We start from the raw sequence: 18,428 nt of genomic DNA on the forward strand, positions 1-18,428 counted from the left end.
CGTTTGTGCCGCTCCCGTCGATCAGGGCCATTGCAACGGCCCGCATCTTTCCTGTACGTGAAGGACGCTGTAACACTTTGAACTATTGCGTAATTTTATCCTTAAGCCGGTTCCGGTATAAGCTATTATGAAGTAGTGTTGCCATGGGAACTCTGTAAGGCAGATCTGTTGATGAGTCAGTCGAAACGTCCTGATGTGGCGGAAATACGCGTGCCGTTTCGCGATGTCGATATGACCGGCCGGATGTTTCTGGCCTCCTATATTTCCTATGCCGAGTCCGTGCTCGCAGGCTTCTGGTCCTCACGGCCCGATGTCGACGACGAACCCGTCTATAGCCCCAGCAAGGTTTCCTGCTTTCTCCACCGCCCGCTGCACTATGACGAGCGGGCAACCTTCACCGCCACCGTCGACAAGATCGGCGTGCGCTCCATCGGCTTCCTCATTTCGATCGAGACGGGCGAGGAGCGCGCCGCCGAGGTGGAAATCATCTGGCAGGCCCACGCCCCCGAAGACGAATCGCCGGCTCCGTTGCCGGAGGAGACGCGCGACTGGCTTTATCGGTTTTTGAATTAGGGGATGCCAGAAAAAGTACAAAGTAGGTTCCTCGTGAATTGCGTAAGAACAAAAGGCTAGCGTTCGGTCCATGTCGGGCAAGGGTGGCCATCGTGGCGATTTATTCATGCCGAAATGTCAGTAAATTTGCTCCGATGGCCAAGCTTTCATATGAAAGCTTGCGGCGTTTTCCTGAGGTAAATCTTCAGCGATTCAAGTTTAAACGAAAAAGATTGGCCGGTGAGAAAATATGTTCCACTAAACATCGGGGTCGCCATTCGGGCTAGCACCAGCGACCTCCATTCCTTCCGCTGGAAGACCGGCAAACGCGTCGAAGCAGACTTTCTTATCGATGACCTCCAACATTTGCTGAGGGTCTCATTTGATGGTCCCTGTATCGTCCGATTGATTGATGGAATGCCGCTGAGCACCGAACACGAGCACAGTGCTGACGAAGGCTTGGTTCGCGACCATTTCGCATATCAAGTGGAGGAAGCTGCCTTCAATAAGTCGCAGTCTGAAATCTGGAAGACGGCTGTTGGCATACACGGCCCGACTTTACACTTCCGCTTCGTAACTGGCTGGACGTGCATGGATGTTGTGACACCAGCCACGCCCGAATTTGAGATAGTCCCCAAAGCCATTGCACAACAAACCTAACCTGCATCGGGTTGGGATTTGTGCAATCAGGCAAATCTAGATTCAGGGGGGCGTGATGCTGCTTGAATCACCGTAAAATGATGCGCGTCATATGACATCCTGATTGCCTTAGACGAGCAGGGCAGTCCGTCCCTGTGGCCCTTCACGTCGCCCTGGACCGGATCACCCACGACGCGCGATCGGCCGGAGCCAATGCCCGGCTATGCGATGACCGGCTCCGAAACGCTCTTTCGCGAACTCCACTCTTCGTTGGTCTGCGTCTTGACGTCGAATTGGTCGCGTGTCCTCGCATATGTGTGGCCACCCATTCTTCCGACGGCGTCCATCAGTTGCTGGTCGATATGCAGGTTGGTCGGATTGACCGCATCGCTTCTGACATAGACGCCGAGGACTTCGCCGAGGATGATTTCTCGCGCCGGGCCGACCTGCAGTGTGGTGTGGCGGCGGCATTCGAGTGCTGCGGGCGCGGCCACGATGCGCGGGCTTTTGACCATCTGTCCCGGCGCCGTTGCCAGTCCGGCTTCGGAGAGCTCATCGACCTCAGGGCCGAACTTGATGGCGCAGACCTCCATCTGCTCGACAAGGGCGTCATCGCAGATATGGACCGTGAACTCGCCGGTCTCGCGGATGTTGCGGGCGGTATCCTTGAAGCGCATGTCGGCATAATTCTCGACGCCGATGGCGACGATTGCAGGGTCGTGGGTCAGGACGTTGAAGAAGCTGAACGGGCCGGCATTCGGCTGGCCCTCCTTGCTCAAGGTGGTGACCAGCGCGATGGGCCGCGGAATGACCGTGCCGATGAGGATCTTGTAACGCTCGCGCTCGGTCAGCTTGGCGAAATCGAAATGCGTGTGTTTGTTGTTGGTCATGTCAGGCCTCGGCAGCGACGCGGTGGGTTTCAAGCGGGGTATGGCGGCTGAGGTTCTCGAAACCGTCCTTGGTCACGACATACATGTCGCCGATATTGCAGCCGGCCGACAGCGGCTCCAGCCATTGCGTGTGCAGCACGAAGACCATGCCCTCCTCCATCCTGTCGTAGTTATGCGAGGAGATGTTGAAGCTGTTCTGGCCGCCGGCCATGCCGACCGAATGGCCGAGGTTCGGATTGTGCGGTCCGTGCGTTGCCGGGTAGACGTGCATCAGCTTGCGGCCCTGCGCCTCCCAGTCGATGTCCTTCACATGCTGATGGGGGATCAGGCGTGCGCCGCCGTCTTCCATCGGCGACCAGTTATAGGGCATGGTGCGCGCTTCCGGTGACGAAAGCATGCCACGCTCGATCATCGGTTCGAAGGCGGCATTGTTGACGTCGCGCATCAGTGCGCCGGGCTTGATGAGCTTTTCGGCCCGCTTGACGCCCTCGGTGCAGGCGGCAAGCACGACTTCCTGACGGCTGGTGATGTCGCCAACCGCGATCATGCGGGCGGTCTGGGCCGTATAGCCGCGATAGGTGACGTTGGAGATATAGAGATTGATGAGGTCGCCCGGGCGGACAATGTGGCCATAGGGCTTGCCGCAATGGGTGCCGAATTCGTTGATGCCGATCTGATAGCCGTCGCCGGTTTCGCCGCCGAGCGCCATCTGCGCATAGGTGAAGGCGGCCAGGATTTCATGGTCGGTGACGCCTGACTTCGCCACATGATAAGCGGCCTGCGTGCCGATGCTGATCAGTTGGGCGGCGGCGCGGAACATCTCGATCTCGCGCGGAGAGCGGACCTTCTGCATGCGGTCGAGGATGGCGTTATCGGCGACGAACTTGCTCTTCGGCATCAACTCGTCCAGGGCAGACCAGAAGGTCAGCGACGTGCGGTCGCCGATCCTGCCGATCTGGGCCTTAGCAAGACCGAGACTGGCGAGAACCTCGGCGCATTTCTCGGCGGTCTTGATGACGGAATCGCCGGGACGGTCGGCATATTCGCGGCCGATCGGGCCGATCTGCCAGATTTCGTCGACGAGCACAGGCTCGCCGCCCGGCGGCAACAGGACGGATTGGGTGAAGAAGGAGAGAAGCACCGTCGCCTTGTCGGCATCGGTCGGAATGATCAGCACGCCTTCGCGCATCCAGTCGCAAATATAGCGAAGATAGGCGTTCGAAGCGTGGAACCAGCCGACGCTGCCGGCATGAACGATCAGCGCGTCATGACCGGCTTCGACCGCCTGACGGCGAATTCTGCGAAGGCGATCCTCGAACTCTTCGACAGGAAGCGGCAGCGGGGCGGAGAAATCGAAATCCGGCTGGAAATCGACCAGCAGCGATCCCATCCCGCCGCCTGCGTTTGTCGCGCGCATGTTCATGAGTTTGTTCCTTCCAATTCAAGCATAGGTCAAATGGCGGATCGTTCAGGCCTGCCGCGGCGGCGCGAGAACGCGCCGGGCAACCAGCAGTCCGACCAGCGTCACGGCGATCAGAATTCCGGAGATTGCCGCGACGCGCACATCGAGCGATTCCTCGATCAAAGCGAACATGCGGAGCGGCAAGACGGTCGTTCGGGCGTCGGCGAGGAAAAGCGATACCGACACATTGTCGAGCGACTGGATGAAGACGAGGAATGCGCCGGCCAAAATGCCGGGCATCAGCAGCGGCAGGGTCACGCGCCGCAACGTCATGAACCAGCTGGCGCCCATCGTCGTCGATGCCTCGGCAAGCGAGGGGTTGAGACCCTGGGCGACGACGGAGGCGGCGCGGTACATCAGCGGCCCGAAGACGACGACATGGCCAGCCACGGTCAGCCAGAGCGACGGCTTGAAGCCGATGAAGTTGGCGACGATCAAGGCGGCAAGGCCGTAGACCAGGCTCGGCAGGACGAGCGGGGCGAGCAGCAGCGGCTCGATAGTGCCGGCGGCGCTGAGCTTCATGCGCGTCATGCCGATGGTTGCCGGAACCGCAAAGATCAGCGATCCGAGGACGGCAAGGCCGGCAATCTTCAGCGAGTTCCAGGCGGCGATATGTTCGGTTGCCGAGCGAACGGGATCGAGCAGCGCCGCGTACCACCGGAGCGAAAAGCCCTGCGGCGGATATTTCAATGTCTGCCCCGAGGTGAACGACATCGTCAGCGCAATCACGATGGGTGCCACGAGATAGATGACGCAGAGCCCGCCGAAACCGTAGACGAATGCCTTGTAGAGCATGACGGGAATGGGATTTTCGCGACGATCAGGCATGACCGAACAACCTCCTGTGACGGGACATCATGGTAAGGGCGACCAGCAGGCAGCCGGTGGACAGCAGCAGGACGACGGCGATGGCCGAGGCCAGCGGCCAGTCGAACAACGTGCCGACTTCGCGGTAGATCAACTGTGGAACATAGACGTTGCGCGCGCCGCCAATGACGGCCTGGGTAACGAAGGAACTGCTGGTGCTGGCAAAGACCAGGATCCAGCCCGCCAGCAGGCCCGGCAGCATCAGCGGCAGAAGCACGGTGACAAAGATGCGCCACGGACCGGCGCCGGAAACCTGGGCCGCTTCCGTCAGTTGCACCGGCGTGCGCGACAGGATGGCGATCAGCGGCAGGATGATCAGCGGCAGGTCGATCTGGCACATGGCCATGACCAGGCCGAGTTCGGTAAACAGCAGGCTGGTCGGCATGCCCGTCAGGCCGAGCCCGACCAGCGCTTCGCTGATCGGCCCCTGGCGCCCGAGGATGACGATCCAGGCGAAGGTGCGCACGACATTGCTGGTCAGCATCGGAATGAGCGTCAGGAAGATCAGAATCTGCCGCAGGTTTCGGCCGCCGTGCCAGTAGAGAAGCGCGATCGGCACGCCGAGCAAGGTCGTGCCGATGACGGTTTCGAGCCCGAGCCTTGCAGTATTGACAAGGACGCGGAAATTGAACGCGTCGCCGAAGAAGCGGGCATAATGTTCGAGGGTCGCCCCGCCGGGGCCGGCGAAGCTGAAACCGACGAGGACGGCGAGCGGCGTTGCAAAGAACGCCACGGAAAGCAACAGCATCGGCAGGACGTATGGGAAGCCGCTCGCCTTCATCACGTCACCTCAACCGGCAACGAGAGCGTCGAACTGGCGGATCCAGTCGTCGCGGTTCTTGTTGATCGCCACCCAGTCCGGATAGACCATGGTCTTGATCTGGTCGCGGGTGACATAGGCTTCGATGCCCGGTGTCAGCGCCACGTCCTTGTTGGTCGGGAACATCTCTGTCGGCGGCTCCTTGAGCTGGTCCTGGGCGGCCTTGGAAATGGCGGCATCCATATAGGCATAGGCCGCGTCGAGATTGGCCGAGCCCTTGGTCAGGTGGATGTTGACGGGGGCTGCCGGCGAGCCGGTTTCGGGGTGGACGAATTCGGCATTGAGGCCGAGGCTTTTCAGGTGGGCGACGTTGCCGGTCGAGCACATGAAGACGGCGATTTCGCCCTGCTGGAACAGCGTCATCTGATGGTTGGTGCTGTCGACCACGCCCTTCAGATGCTCCGGATGATCCTTGAACAGCTTGAAGACGGCATCCATGTCGTTCGGGCCGGAACCGAAGATCTTGGCGATCTCGGTATAGGCCATGACGGCGGTGTTCGAGGCAAAGCCAGTCCAGGAAACCTTGCCGCTATAGGCCGGGTTTTCGAAGAGATCGCGATAACCCTTCGGCTTCGGAACGAGATCGGGATTGTAGGCGATGCCGTTGACTTCGATGGTCACGGTCGGGCCATATTCGCCCTGGAAGGACGGATCGAGCATGCCCCAGTTCTTGAGCTTGCTCGGATCGATCTTCTGGATGAGATCCTTCTCGATGGCGACGGCCATCTGGCCGGGCGACATCAGCAGCGTGTCATAGGGCGGGTTGCCGGGGCTTGCCATGATTTTGGCAAGCTGGTCCTGCGCCATCGCCGGCGCAATGGTCAGGTCGTAGCCTGCATCCTTGACCATCGGCGTCAGCACTGTGCGGTAGGCATCCTCCCAACTGCCTGGGAAAGTGGCGGCAACGGCTCCGCTGCCGGCGGCGCGGGCGGCAAATGGAAGCATGGCCGATGCGGCAACACCGGCTGCCAGGAAACCGAACCCACGGCGGGTAATCTGAAAGTCCTTCATCTCGTTCACCTCTGTTGAATTGTTTCTTCACTCATGATTTCCGGTTCGGCCGGAAAGGCGTGACACCTTGCGGTGTCGATCTCGGCAAATAGCTGCGTTCCCGGTTCGGGAATGAATGTGGTGGGGCCTCTGACCTCGGAGGCGCGCAGGCCCGTGCCGTCTTCCAGAACAAGGTCATGGACGAGGGAGGGGCCGAGCGGCACGGAAACCGTCATGTGAACGGGCAGGGTACTCTCGCCCGGCTGCGTCGACAGGCGAACCTCTTCCGGCCGGAAGGTGATCATGACCTTCGAGCCGAGGGTGAAATTCAGCCGGCGCGGCAGCAGCAGGGTCCGGTCATTCGCAAGGCCGATCAGCGAGCTCTCGGCATCGAGCCGCAGCACCGTTCCATTGAGCAGGTTGGCCTGGCCGATGAAGGTGTTGACGAAGAGCGTCTTCGGGCGGTCATAGACGGTCATCGGCGTGTCGATCTGTTCGACATTGCCCTTGTTCATCAGCACCAGGCGGTTTGCGAGGCTCTGGGCCTCCTCCTGGTCGTGCGTGACGATCAGCGTCGTGATGCCGAGCGTCTTCTGCAGGTGCAGCAGCTCCACCTGCAGATCGAAACGCAAGGCGCGGTCGAGCGCGCCGAAGGGTTCGTCGAGCAGAAGAAGGGACGGGCGCCCGGCGATGGCACGCGCAACGGCGACGCGCTGCTGCTGGCCGCCGGAGAGTTCGCGCGGCAGGCGGTTGCCATAATCCTTGAGCCTGACGAGAGACAGCATCTCCTCGACGCGCACCTTGCGCTCGGCGCGAGGAAGCTTCTGGCAGGCCAGCGGATAGGCGATGTTTTCTGCGACCGTCAGATGCGGAAACAGAGCATAGTTCTGGAAGACCATGCCGACGCCGCGTGAGCGGGCCGAGACCTCTGCCAAGTCTTTCTCTCCGAGCACAATCCTGCCGGTCTTCGGCTGGATCAGCCCGGCGATGGCGCGCAGCACGGTCGACTTGCCGCAGCCGCTCGGCCCGAGCAGAGCAACGATCTCGCCGGCCTCGATATCGAAGGCCACGTCGCTGATGGCGTTCTGGCCACCGTAACTGTGGGTGAGGCCCTGAACGCTGAGCCGCTTGCGTTCAGCCATATTCGGTATGCCTGGCATAGGGCCTCCCTGGTTCTGGGTCGAGGTCACGGATTGCTGTGCTGTCTCCGGCACAAGACGGAGATGCGGTCCGGCGAGAAATTTTGCGTCGAGCTTGTTCATGAGAAACGAATTGCAAGCGGCATGCCAGTTTTGCCGTTCGTCATTGTCGTCAATTCTAAGTCAATGAAAATTAAGCAACATTTTAGATTTATAAAGTTTCGAAAGTTCATAATAATACATATGAGATTTAGAATTCGCATTTAGCTTTTGTATAAATTTTCGCCAGTGTCGTATATTAAATGGGCATCAGATAGAAACAGCCACGGCCCCTGAACGGGCGATCAAGCGCCGAAAAGCGCGGGATTTGGCATCTGAAGAGGTGTTTTTGGGTCTCGTGAGCCAATGAGGCGGTCAAAAGTGATGCGGCAGGGCAGGGGAGCGTAAAAATTGTGCATCATACGTTCGAAACTTAATGCGAATTATGTTGCGAAACTCTATCCGAAATATCGTCATCAACAAAAATCATGTTGATATCAGATATTTATCGACGCGCCACTGCAGGTGGCACGGCGATTGCATGGATGATCCCCGAGACTTCACCGACACAAAAATGAAAGGGGATCACATGATGCGCATCCAGAAAATCTTGAAGGCCGGGGTTGCCGGAGCGATGGTCTCTTTGATCGCGGCCTCTGCTTACGCCGCCGGAGGTGCCGCCGAGAAGATGACGGCCGATGCCGATGTCGCCAAGCTCCCCGGCGTCGTCCTCACGCAGAAACTGGCCGACGGGCTGCCGCCCTCCATCAAGTCGCCGGGCGTATTGAAGGTCGCGACCGACCTGACGCCGCCGATCAGCTTTCACGGCGAGGAGGGCAAGCTGATCGGCATCGATGCCGATATCGCTGCAGCACTCGGCGTCATCCTGGGCGTCGATGTTGAGATGACCGATGTCGGGGCGGGTGCGGCGATCGTGCCCTCGATATTGGCAAAGCGCTTCGACATCTCCATCTCGGGTATCAACGACGATCCGGAGCTGGAAAAGCAGGTCGACGTCATCGACTATATGTATGACGCAACGACGATCATGACGATCAAGGACAATCCTCTCGCCATCAAGGGCATGGAGGATCTGTGCGGCAAGAAGGTCGCCGTTCCCGTCGGCACCTTCCAGGCGAAGATGGTCGAGGCGGCATCGGCCAAATGCGCGACCCCGGTCAATATCATGTCGATCCCGAAAATGCCGGATGTGCTGCAGGCCGTCCGCACGGGGCGGGCCGATGCCACGGTCAATGGTTACGCCACCAGCGTCTACACGACCGAGCACCAGACCGGAAACGGCAAGGGCCTGCAGGCGCTGCCGGATATCCGCCTTGCCGTCGGTTATCTCGGCATGCTGACGGCCAAGGACAATTCGCAGCTGCGCGACAGCGTCGTAGCCGCCTTGCAGCAGATCGTGGACTCCGGCGCCTACGAGACCATCATGAAGAAGTGGAGCCTCGGACCGCTGGCCGTGAAGACCGTCAAGGTCAATGATGCCGCCAGCATGCCTGCGGATTGACGTCGATGGCCCTTTTTCAAGCGTCACCCATATCGCTCTCCCTTGCGCCATCGGTCGGAAGACCGATGCATTGGGGGCAGATCGCAACCGGTGCCATCGCGATGTCAGCGCTGGCCTTCTTCGCGCTCGTCGTCGGGCAGAGCCAGAGCATCCAGTGGTCCGAAATCCCCCGCTATCTGGTGGATCCTTCGATCCTGCGCGGCGTGCTGCTGACGCTTGAACTGACGGCTGGCGCCATGGTGTTCGGCATTGTGCTCGGATGCCTGCTGGCGCTGATGGCGACGAGCCATAACCTCGTTCTCAAGGTGATCGCCGCCGGCTTCGTCTGGTGGTTTCGCGGCGTGCCGCTCATCGTCCAGATCTTCTTCTGGTTCAATATCGCCCTCTTCATCCCGCAGATCGGGATGGGAAGCTTCACCATTTCGATCAACGATCTGGTGACGCCAGCCCTGGCCGGCTTCCTCGCACTCGGACTGCACGAAGCCGCGAACATGTCGGAGATCATCCGCGGCGGCCTGGTCGCGGTCGATCGCGGCCAGCGCGAAGCGGCCACGGCGCTCGGGCTAAAAAAGACACAGACTTTTTTCACCGTCATCATGCCCCAGGCGACGCGTATCATCGTGCCGCCGACGGGGAACCAGGCCATCGGCATGCTGAAAGCCAGTGCCATCGTCTCGGTCATCGGCATGCAGGATCTGCTGACGCAAGCCCAGGCGATCTACGCCCGGAACTTCCTGGTCATCGAACTGCTGTTCGTCGCTTCGATCTGGTACCTCGCCATCACGAGCGTCGCATCCATAGGCCAGCACTATCTCGAAAAGAGTCTTGTTCCGAAAGGCCGGACAGCAACGAAGCCTCGCGCTCCCGGACGGGTGTGATCGCGGATCCATCGACGTGAATTGAGATCAACAACGAAGGGGTCGCCAGTGCAGCGCGCCCCATCAGGAAACAGCAGAGGAGCATGACATGAAATTGGGTATCGACAGCATAAAGCTGCCCGAGGCGAAGAAGCGGGGGCCTCTGGCAAGCCTTGATCACGTCAAGGAACTGGGGCTCGCAGGCCTTTTCTTCAGTACGGCGCTGGACATGAGTCCTGACCTCGACAGCGGCCTGCTGCGCGAGATCAGGGCGAAGGCTGACGACCTTGGCCTCTATCTCGAAAGTGGCATCGGCAAGATCAATCCCTATTGCAGCGCCGAGGAACCGGCCCTGCGGGCAGCCGGCGGCGGCGATATCATTGCCGGTTTCACGCGCATGATCGAGGCAAGCGCCGCGATCGGCTGCCATGAGCTCTGGGTTGCTCCGGGCAATTTCAAGAGCGAATATCGCGGCCGGCTGGCCAATGACCGCTTCCGCACCGATGTGACCTGGGAAGATCAGTTGCTCGGGATCGAAAAGGTCCTCCGCAAGCTCGCTCCCGTCGCCCGTGCCAATGGCGCGCACATGAACATCGAAACCCATGACGAGATCACCTCCTTCGAGATCCTGAGACTGATCGAGAAGGTCGGCGCCGATTGCGTCGGCGTCGTCTTCGACACGGCAAACGGACTGCAGAGGGGCGAGCATCCGGTCTTCGCCGCCAAGCGGCTGGCTCCCTATATCCGCCAAACCCATATCAAGGATGCCTATGTCGGGCGCGCTCCGGGCGGTCTCGATTTCCAGACCAGACCCGTTGGCGGCGGCATCGTCGATTTCGCCGCGATCCTTCCCATTCTTGCCGACGCCAACGCCGCGCTGAACCTGTCGCTGGAAGTCGCCCAGTCTGTCGCCGACAAGCCCCGCAAAGCCAATCCGCGCCAGTGCATCGAGATCGACGATCCTATCTGGCGCGCCGGCCACCCCGACCTGACGGCGGATGAGCTTTCGGCCTATATGGCGATGGTGGATGCCTATGAGAAACGCGTCGCCTCAGGTGAAATTCCGGACTGGGTCGCCTATGAAAGCAGCCAATACGGCTACCCGACTTACGAAAATCAGTCCTACGGCTTTGCCGAGGCGATCGGCTTCATCCAGCAATCGGCGCTTCATGTCGAGGCGGTTTGCGCCGAAAAGGGCATTGCCCTGTCCGCATCGGTGAAGAAGCAGAAAGCGGCTTGATTTCCCAAGGCGGTGTCGGCGTTTTCGCCGGCACCGTCGATCGAAATGCATGTGCCGAGATGATCTACGCAGGAATATTCTTATGGAAATAATTATCGGGCACGGATATCTGGTGATCGATCGAATCCACACCGGGCCGCCAGAGGCAATTTGGAGACTGAAATGAGAAAGATGCGCCGTCAGAGTCCCAAGGCGATGACCGCGGCCAATGGGTCGGTAGAGAGCGCCGATACCCATGACGATGTTTCGGAACGTATCCGCGCCACACTTGCCGCCGCCATCGGCGAGGGTGCGCTCAAGCCCGGTACCAAAATTCTGGAGGAGGCGATCGCCGAGCATTTCGGTGTCAGCCGCACCGTCGTGCGCGGGGCGCTCGGTGTGCTTGAGAGCGACCACCTGCTGGAACGCAAGAGAAATCGCGGCACCTTCGTCGCCGAGCCGAGCGTCGAGCAGGCAAAGAGCCTTTTCGAGGCGCGGCGGAAGATAGAGAGGCTGCTTCTGGAACTCGTTATCGCCCGTGTCACGCCGGAGCAGCTGGATGCATTGCAAAAGCTGACGGACGAAGAAGAGCACATCCATCACCATGGCGACGAAAAGTCGAAGACGGTTCTGTCCGGCAAGTTCCACATCGTGCTTGCCGAAATCGCCGGCAACCCGGTGCTGACGGAAGTGCTCGCCAAGATCGTTGCTCGGCTTTCGCTCGTCATGTCCTTGTACGAAGAGGACCGCAAGGACGACTGCGGCGCGGACCACCATCGCATGATCGTAGCTGCCTTGAAGGCAAAAGACCTCGCCAAGGCGCAACAGCTGATGGACCACCATCTCGCCGACATCGAGGGTCGCGTGCGCCTGACCGAAGGGCAGGGCGACCGGCACACATTCCTGGCCGTACTGGAGAATTTTTCCTGATGGAGATCCGCGCGTATCGCTGATGCTTGCTCCAGGACTTGAATCAACAAGAGTCCGGCGCGCTATCTGCCGGCGGGTTCGTGCGTACAGCCCTCGCGGCTGCCTGGAGACGGCAAAAGAGGGCAGTCATCTTCGGATTGGCTGACAGCGGACATTCGCATGAACTGTAGGATCGACGAGACGTCTGTCTTCGGTCACATCGCAACGGCCAAAATTCCAGTGTAGGTCAGATGATGCAACAACTGATCGGCTCCGTGCGCGGCCCAGTAAGGACGGCTTGTCATGGCAGCCGGATGGCGGCGCGCGTGAACGGCCTTTACGTGATCAACGGTAAAGTGAATTAGAAATTCGCCTAGCGCCAAGACCGTGATCGTCACGCCATCCAGCCCGAACAAAAGCAATCCCGGAAGGGTGCCCGCTACGTGGATCGCGGCATGAATATAGCCTCCCGGGTGGCGGATATCGCCCTTGCCCTGCAGAATCCAGGCCGGCTGCAAGAGATAGTCGGCGGCGAAATGTTTGACCTGCAGCCAGGCGAGTAAGCCAATAAGGAAAGATGCACTTTCCATGATCCATCCTCCCTCAAATCGGGGGCGATTTCCGGTCCAGGGTAAAGATCGGCACCGGTTGCGATTTGCCGCGCACCACCGTCTCTCCCAGCGAGCGGGCATCGAGCCGCCGGTCTGCCCGTTCCCACGTCTCGCCACTCAACACGATTTCAACGCCTTTGTCTTTGGCGACGCCGACCAGGCGGCTTGCGAGGTTTACGGCATCGCCAATCGCCGTGTAGCTCAGGCGTTCGGCCGAGCCGATATTGCCGACGAGTGCCGTCCCGCTGTTGATGCCGATCCTGACCCGCACTGCGTCGTGCTGGGGCGCGAGCGGCGGCATGGCGTGCATCGCGTCACGGATCGCGGCTGCCGCACGGCAGGCACGCGACGCGTGATCGGGCTCGTCGTTCGGCGCATTCCAGATCGCCATCACAGCGTCGCCGATGAATTTGTCGACCGTGCCGCCCTCGGCATGGATCGCGGCGATGGAAAGCGTCAGGAAGCGGGTGAGATGCGGTTCGACCCCGGCGCCGAGTTCCTCGGTCATCTCCGTAAAGCCCGGCAGGTCGGCGAAGAGAACCGTGATGTCGGTAAGCTTGCCGCCGGGTCTGGGCTCGATGCCGCCGTTGACGAGCGGCTTGACGACATCGAGCGGCATGAAGCGGGCGAAGGCCGATAACCCTGAAGACATCCGTTTCAGCGCAACGGAGAAGTCATTGAGTTCAACCAGCACGGTGGGTGTGTGGCTGACGGCATCGAGTTCGAAGCGTTCGACCGCATGCAGTTGTTGCGCCAGGCGGGCGAGCGGCCGGGCGAAAAGCAGGCGGGCGAAAATAATCGCGGTGACAGCGGCGAGTAGCGCGATGCCAACGACGATGAAGAGCACGCGCTTGGTGTTCTCATCGATATCGCCGGCGAAAGTGGAGCGCGGAATCGCCGTCAGCAGCCGCCAGTCTTCAAACGGCAACGTGCTGGATGAAATGAACACCGGCCCGAGAGCGGCACTTTGTTGCAGCGTGCGAAAGACGTTTTGAGGATGGGTTCGGCGCGCGGATGCGACGGCAGCGGAAAGCACGTCGGTCGTCGGAAAATCGGCGAGATGGGCGGCCATGATCCCGTCCGACGGTTCAGATGTGGCGAGGACCACATCGTCCTTCGCGAGCACATAGACTTTGCTCTCCGAGGGCATGTTGAGATCCTGCAGCGTCAGCGACAGCCGCCTGAGGCTGACCGCTACCATGACGACACCTTCGAGCCGCCCGAAGGCTTCGACCCGTTTTGAAAGAACGATCGAAGGCTCGAAGCCGCTTGGCAAGATGTCCACGACGGTCCAGACCGGATCGGTGCGGTCCTTGCCCTTGCGATACCAGGTCGCGCCCTCCGTCACATAGGCGCTCTCGGTCTCGACGCGTTCTTCGAAGAATATGTCGCCGGGGATCGGCTTGTATCGGTCACGGCGCAGCGTGCGAGGTTCGCCGGGCGCGGCTTTTCCGATTTCGATCATCTCGATCCGGCCGTCGAGGGCGGCATGTGAACCGAAGAAACGCCCATCGGTGAAACCGAACCCAATCCAGGCGATCGCCGGCTGCTCACGCAGCAGCGAGAGAAACAGGAACTCGCGCTTGACCTCGTCATCGGGCTTGATGGCGCCCTGGAAGAAGACCGAGCGGATTATTTCCGCGGTACTCGATACCAGTGCGAATTGCGAGGCGAGTTCGTTGCGGACGGCGCCGGTGCTTTGCGCATCGAGCGCTGCCACGACATTATCGACATTGGCACTCGCGGTGCGTTGCCAGATCAGATGTACGAGGACAGCCGTCGAGATGACGGCGAGCAGCAGCAGGATAGTGACTGCGCGGCCCATCTTCACGCGTGGAAGGAAATCAGCGCTCATGGCGGTCGGTGATGAGGCGGGCGCTCCGCTCGTAGCGAAGATAGGCCAGGCCCCAATCCATGAAAACCACGAGGCGATTGCGGAAACCGACGAGGAACCAGAGATGGGCGAGGTTCCAGATCAGCCACGCCGAAAACCCGGACAGCCTGATCCGTCCGAAATCGGCGACCGCCGCCTTGCGGCCGATCGTGGCGAGATTGCCGAAATGCCGATAGCGGAACGGCTTGACCGGATTGCCCGCGATGAGCGCCCGGATGGCATGCGCGGCATGCTCGCCCATCTGCTTGGCGGCCGGCGCTGTGCCTGGCACGGGGCGGCCGTCCTCGCGCTTCGCCGCGGCGGTATCGCCGATGACGAAGATGTTGTCGTGGCCGGGGACATTCAGCCGTTGGTCGACCACCGCGCGGCCGGCGCGGTCGGCCCCGGCGCCGAGCCATTTGGCCGCTTTGGATGCCATGACACCTGCCGCCCAAAGTACGCATGCCGAGCGAATCTGGCGGCCGTCGCCGAGCATGACGCCTTCGCTATCGCAATGGGTGACGGCAGCGGTGGGCAACACTTCCACGCCCAAGCCTTCGAGGTGACGCTGCGCCTTTGCCGAAAGGCAGGCCGGCATGGTGGGCAGGATCCGGTTGCCGGCTTCGACCAGGACGACGCGCGCCGAAGCGGCATTGATGCGACGGAAGTCGCGAACCACGACCTTGCGGGCAAGTTCGGCAATCGCACCGGCCATTTCGACGCCTGTCGGGCCGCCGCCGACCACGACGAAGGTCAGTAATGCCTCGCGCCGCTGATCATCCTCAGTGACTTCGGCGCGTTCGAAAGCGGAGAGAATCCGGGCGCGGATCTCCGTCGCATCGCCGATCGTCTTCAGGCCCGGCGCGCTTTCGGCCCACTCTTCATGGCCGAAATAGGCATGACGGGCGCCGGTCGCGACAACAAGATAGTCGTAAGGGATGGTCCGCTCGGCGGTGTGAACAAGCTGCGTGGCTTTGTCGATCCGCTCTACCCTTTGCATCAATACCGTCACATTCTTCTGGCGCGACAGGATGCGACGGATCGGCATCGCGACTTGAGCGGGGGATAGGCCTGCAGTCGCCACCTGGTAGAGCAGCGGCTGGAAGAGGTGATAATTGCGACGGTCGATGACGGTGATATCGACCTGGATATTCTTGAGCGCCATCGCGGCGGCGAGCCCGCCGAAGCCGGCACCGAGAATGACCACGCGCGGGCGGCCATTCCCGGGCATTGGGCGGATCATGTTCGGCGCACCGCCCGTCATCGCGCCCTCGGCTTCGATCCGCATGGCTCAGCGCTCCCGCGAGAAAAAGCGGCCGGCGAGATGGTCGAGCGAGATGACCCCCGCGCCTCGCGCGAAAATCAGCAGCAGCGGAGCCGCCCACGTCAGATGTTCGCCCCAATGGGTGGGATAGACGAAGATCTGGATCGTCGCCACGACCCCAAGCAGCATAAGCGCCGCGAGTCGCGAGAAGAGGCCGAAGAAGATCAGAATTGCACCCGACAGTTCGGCGGCCGTGGCGAGCAGGGCCGCGACACCGGGATCGAGTACCGGCAGGCGATATTCCAAGGCGAAGAGCTGGACCGTGACGGGCCAGGAGGCGAGCTTGCTCTGCGACGATTGCCAAAACACGTTCGCAACAGTGAGCCGGGCGACGAACTGCACCGCCGAAAGCGGCACGGATGAGGCTAGCCGGAGTGCCTGCGAATAAAGGCCGGCGAAACCGCCTCGTTCGGGCATGGATGTTGGGGTCATCATGGTCATCGATCCATTCCTTCTCAGTTGATGTTTGCAGGTTGGTGGCGGACGCGGGTGACGAGGCCGTCAGCAAAGAGACCGCCGAGCGAGGAGACGAGGTCGAAATTCGGATCGCGCGCGGCGGCTTTCCGGACTGCATGTTCAAGTCCGCGGCCGCTCTTCAGCGCCTGCAGAAAGGCGTAATGGGCGCCGCTGAGGCGGAGAAAGCGAACGCTGTCCCGGTTCCGCCACAGCGCGATCCGCTGCGGTTGCCTTCTGATGCCGCCAAGCTGTTCGAGATCGCCGCTTGCCTGGTGCGCCGACCAGATGTCGAGCGCCGGCCAGCGGCAGAAGAGCAGTCGCAACGACGGCTGGAGGATCAGGTCGGGCATGGTGTCTTCGCCACCCCGGGAGAGTTCCGCCATATTCGCAGGCGGCAGCGCCGGCGCATCGAGCGCCTCGGCGATCAACCATTCAAGCCGCGCCGTATCGGCGATGAAGGGCATAGGCTTGAGGTCTTCGAGCCGGCCGAGGAAGTCGGCGAAGTCGCCGCCATAGCGTACCAGCCGCGCTTCGGAGGGCGGGCTTACGCGAATGAAGCTCGCGGCAATATGGCGGAAATACCGCTCTCCAATCAGGCTGACGGCGACAGGAAAGACCGACACGAGCGTGGCACTCAGCGATGCGAATGTGTTGTTGCGGTAGATGTTGAAGCGGCGCATCGGGTCGAAGCGGCCGCCCGTATCGAATGAGAGGCCGAGATCCGGCCCTCGGCGGTTAAGGATAGCATCCGCGACGGCGTGCTGCAGTTGTTCGAGTTCAGGCAGCATAACGCGCCCTCCGTGTGACGGAGTTGCTCGCGAAGACCGACGGTGTGATCGTCGTCAAGGCCGAGATCGCCGGCATGGCGCCGCGTGCGAGATTGCTCGTGGAGAACAGCTCGATGCCGTGGAACCGGCGGTCCGGCTGCTGGGCGATCTGCGGCGGGCCACGCTTTTCGAAATCGATCGAGGCGGCCATCATGTCGGCCCACATTGCTTCGCCGAGCAGCACATCGAGCGCGGGAACCTCGGTGTCCCATTCAATCAGCGTCGGTCGTGGGCCGATCTTGCGCAATACGTGCGCATAGAGCGACCAGACGGCCGGCGGCACGCGGGAGCCATGATCGTCGATCAGCACGATGTCGCCCTCGACTTCGTTGACTGCATGGCCGGCGAGATGGATTTCGCCGATGGCATCGGCGGGCAGGTCGTCGATGAAGGCCTTAGCGTCGAAATCGAGATTACAGGCCGAGACATAGACATTGTTGACGTCGAGCAGCAGGCCGCAGCCGGTACGCTTGACGAGCTCGGCGAGGAATTGCGCCTCGGTCATCGTGGAATTGGCGAAGGCGATATAGGCCGACAGGTTCTCGATGAAGACGCGGCGCTGCAGCCTGTCCTGCAACTGATCGACATTGGCTGCAACGCTATCGAGCGCATCGTCGTCATAACGGAGCGGCAGGAGATCGTTGAGATAGGCGCCGTCGGCAACGCTCCAGGCCAGATGTTCCGAGACCAATGCTGGCTGGAACCGGATGCACACGCTCCGCAACCGTTCCAGATGGTCCCGATCAAGGCCCGAAGCGCTGCCGAGCGAGAGACCGACGCCGTGCACCGACAGCGGATAGGTCTCGCGCAACTTTTCCAAAGCATCGACGGCGGCGGAATCGCCCATGTAGTTTTCAGCATGGACCTCCAGCCATCCCGCCGAAGGCCGGCGGGAGATCATATCGGAAATATGCCGGGAGCGCAGACCAATGCCCGCGGCATCCGGTACTGGAAGATTAGGAAATATCTTGGACATTGGTCACTCCTTCATATGGGTTGAATGAAGCTTGGGAGGCCTCAGGCCTTGGGTTCGATGGCGCCGCCGGAAATCTTGGCGCAGGTGCCGGCCGGCACGTAGACCCAGGCATCACCCTGGTTGTCGGCCGTCGAGGTGCCGGCGCAGGAATGGGTGGCCGTCTGGCAATCGTTGAGGCCGGCCTTGACCACGCCGTAGCACTTCTCGAACGAGAATTCGGGCTGTGCAGCCGGGCCAGCAAAGGCGCTGGAGGCAGCCATGGAGGTGATGGCAGCAAGGGCGGAGCCGATGAGGATGCGGGTCGAGTTCATGGAAATGTCTCCTGGTTGAGGTTGGATCAAACCGGTTTTCGGCTTGACTGGAATTACTTTCCCGCATTGCCGGTGATGTTTGAAATGCTGTTGCGGCATGGTTTTGATAGGCTGGCGCTATGCGCGGCGGCGGCTGGCGAGAAGG

At 61.0% G+C, this 18,428-nt stretch carries 19 protein-coding genes; 6 read left to right on the plus strand and 13 right to left on the minus strand.

Annotated elements, in window-relative coordinates:
• The first annotated feature begins 171 nt into the window (after window positions 1–171).
• Window positions 172–573: an acyl-CoA thioesterase gene (locus N1937_RS03075; RefSeq protein ID WP_170263093.1), complete on the plus strand. Its 402-nt coding sequence runs from the start codon at window positions 172–174 to the stop codon at window positions 571–573.
• 219 nt (window positions 574–792) lie between these two features.
• Window positions 793–1,212, plus strand: coding sequence for a hypothetical protein (locus N1937_RS03080; protein ID WP_260057434.1), 420 nt, complete (start codon window positions 793–795; stop codon window positions 1,210–1,212).
• A 200-nt stretch (window positions 1,213–1,412) separates the two neighbouring features.
• Here N1937_RS03080 and N1937_RS03085 read toward each other — a convergent pair whose 3' ends face one another.
• The 6 genes from N1937_RS03085 to N1937_RS03110 are packed head-to-tail and all read right to left on the minus strand — an operon-like array spanning window position 1,413 to window position 7,482.
• Window positions 1,413–2,081, minus strand: a complete 669-nt coding sequence (locus N1937_RS03085; protein WP_260057435.1) for a flavin reductase family protein — start codon at window positions 2,079–2,081, stop codon at window positions 1,413–1,415.
• A gap of 1 nt (window position 2,082) precedes the next feature.
• Window positions 2,083–3,504: a M24 family metallopeptidase gene (locus tag N1937_RS03090; RefSeq protein WP_260057436.1), complete on the minus strand. Its 1,422-nt coding sequence runs from the start codon at window positions 3,502–3,504 to the stop codon at window positions 2,083–2,085.
• Between the two features lie 45 nt (window positions 3,505–3,549).
• Window positions 3,550–4,371, minus strand: a complete 822-nt coding sequence (locus N1937_RS03095) for an ABC transporter permease (protein WP_260057437.1) — start codon at window positions 4,369–4,371, stop codon at window positions 3,550–3,552.
• Window positions 4,364–5,191, minus strand: a complete 828-nt coding sequence (locus tag N1937_RS03100; protein WP_260059049.1) for an ABC transporter permease — start codon at window positions 5,189–5,191, stop codon at window positions 4,364–4,366. The genes N1937_RS03095 and N1937_RS03100 overlap by 8 nt, the downstream gene beginning before the upstream one ends.
• Window positions 5,192–5,200: 9 nt before the next feature.
• Complete coding sequence (locus N1937_RS03105; protein ID WP_222385808.1) at window positions 5,201–6,250, minus strand: ABC transporter substrate-binding protein; 1,050 nt, start codon at window positions 6,248–6,250, stop codon at window positions 5,201–5,203.
• Window positions 6,247–7,482, minus strand: a complete 1,236-nt coding sequence (locus N1937_RS03110) for an ABC transporter ATP-binding protein (protein WP_170282394.1) — start codon at window positions 7,480–7,482, stop codon at window positions 6,247–6,249. Before N1937_RS03110 ends, N1937_RS03105 begins: the two co-directional genes overlap by 4 nt.
• A 505-nt stretch (window positions 7,483–7,987) precedes the next feature.
• On the opposite strand from N1937_RS03110, the gene N1937_RS03115 reads away from it, so the two are divergent.
• From N1937_RS03115 to N1937_RS03130, 4 genes are all read left to right on the plus strand, one after another.
• Complete coding sequence (locus N1937_RS03115) at window positions 7,988–8,920, plus strand: ABC transporter substrate-binding protein (RefSeq protein ID WP_260057438.1); 933 nt, start codon at window positions 7,988–7,990, stop codon at window positions 8,918–8,920.
• Window positions 8,921–8,925: 5 nt separating this feature from the next.
• Entirely contained in the window at window positions 8,926–9,798 is an 873-nt protein-coding gene (locus tag N1937_RS03120) for an amino acid ABC transporter permease (protein WP_260057439.1), read from the plus strand.
• Between the two features lie 88 nt (window positions 9,799–9,886).
• Window positions 9,887–11,017, plus strand: a complete 1,131-nt coding sequence (locus N1937_RS03125; RefSeq protein ID WP_260057440.1) for a sugar phosphate isomerase/epimerase family protein — start codon at window positions 9,887–9,889, stop codon at window positions 11,015–11,017.
• A 162-nt stretch (window positions 11,018–11,179) separates the two neighbouring features.
• The gene (locus N1937_RS03130) at window positions 11,180–11,926 is read left to right on the plus strand and encodes a GntR family transcriptional regulator (protein WP_017963084.1); all 747 of its coding nucleotides are present in this window, start codon (window positions 11,180–11,182) and stop codon (window positions 11,924–11,926) included.
• Between the two features lie 194 nt (window positions 11,927–12,120).
• On the opposite strand, the gene N1937_RS03135 is transcribed toward N1937_RS03130, so the two are convergent.
• The 7 genes from N1937_RS03135 to N1937_RS03165 are packed head-to-tail and all read right to left on the minus strand — an operon-like array spanning window position 12,121 to window position 18,283.
• Window positions 12,121–12,495: a DUF3307 domain-containing protein gene (locus N1937_RS03135; protein ID WP_017963085.1), complete on the minus strand. Its 375-nt coding sequence runs from the start codon at window positions 12,493–12,495 to the stop codon at window positions 12,121–12,123.
• 13 nt (window positions 12,496–12,508) lie between these two features.
• Window positions 12,509–14,371 (minus strand): adenylate/guanylate cyclase domain-containing protein, encoded by a 1,863-nt coding sequence (locus N1937_RS03140; protein ID WP_260057441.1) that lies wholly within the window; start codon window positions 14,369–14,371, stop codon window positions 12,509–12,511.
• Complete coding sequence (locus N1937_RS03145) at window positions 14,361–15,677, minus strand: NAD(P)/FAD-dependent oxidoreductase (protein WP_260057442.1); 1,317 nt, start codon at window positions 15,675–15,677, stop codon at window positions 14,361–14,363. Before N1937_RS03145 ends, N1937_RS03140 begins: the two co-directional genes overlap by 11 nt.
• Before the next feature lie 3 nt (window positions 15,678–15,680).
• Window positions 15,681–16,154 (minus strand): DoxX family protein, encoded by a 474-nt coding sequence (locus N1937_RS03150; protein ID WP_260057443.1) that lies wholly within the window; start codon window positions 16,152–16,154, stop codon window positions 15,681–15,683.
• Between the two features lie 14 nt (window positions 16,155–16,168).
• Window positions 16,169–16,957, minus strand: coding sequence for an HvfC/BufC family peptide modification chaperone (locus N1937_RS03155; RefSeq protein WP_260057444.1), 789 nt, complete (start codon window positions 16,955–16,957; stop codon window positions 16,169–16,171).
• On the minus strand, window positions 16,947–17,972 hold the full coding sequence (bufB, locus tag N1937_RS03160; RefSeq protein ID WP_260057445.1) for an MNIO family bufferin maturase: 1,026 nt from the start codon (window positions 17,970–17,972) through the stop codon (window positions 16,947–16,949). The genes N1937_RS03155 and bufB overlap by 11 nt, the downstream gene beginning before the upstream one ends.
• A gap of 41 nt (window positions 17,973–18,013) precedes the next feature.
• Window positions 18,014–18,283 (minus strand): BufA1 family periplasmic bufferin-type metallophore, encoded by a 270-nt coding sequence (locus N1937_RS03165; RefSeq protein WP_003545955.1) that lies wholly within the window; start codon window positions 18,281–18,283, stop codon window positions 18,014–18,016.
• Window positions 18,284–18,428 lie beyond the last annotated feature (145 nt).

The sequence above is a fragment of the Rhizobium sp. WSM4643 genome, assembly GCF_025152745.1.
GTDB classification, from domain to species: domain Bacteria; phylum Pseudomonadota; class Alphaproteobacteria; order Rhizobiales; family Rhizobiaceae; genus Rhizobium; species Rhizobium leguminosarum_I.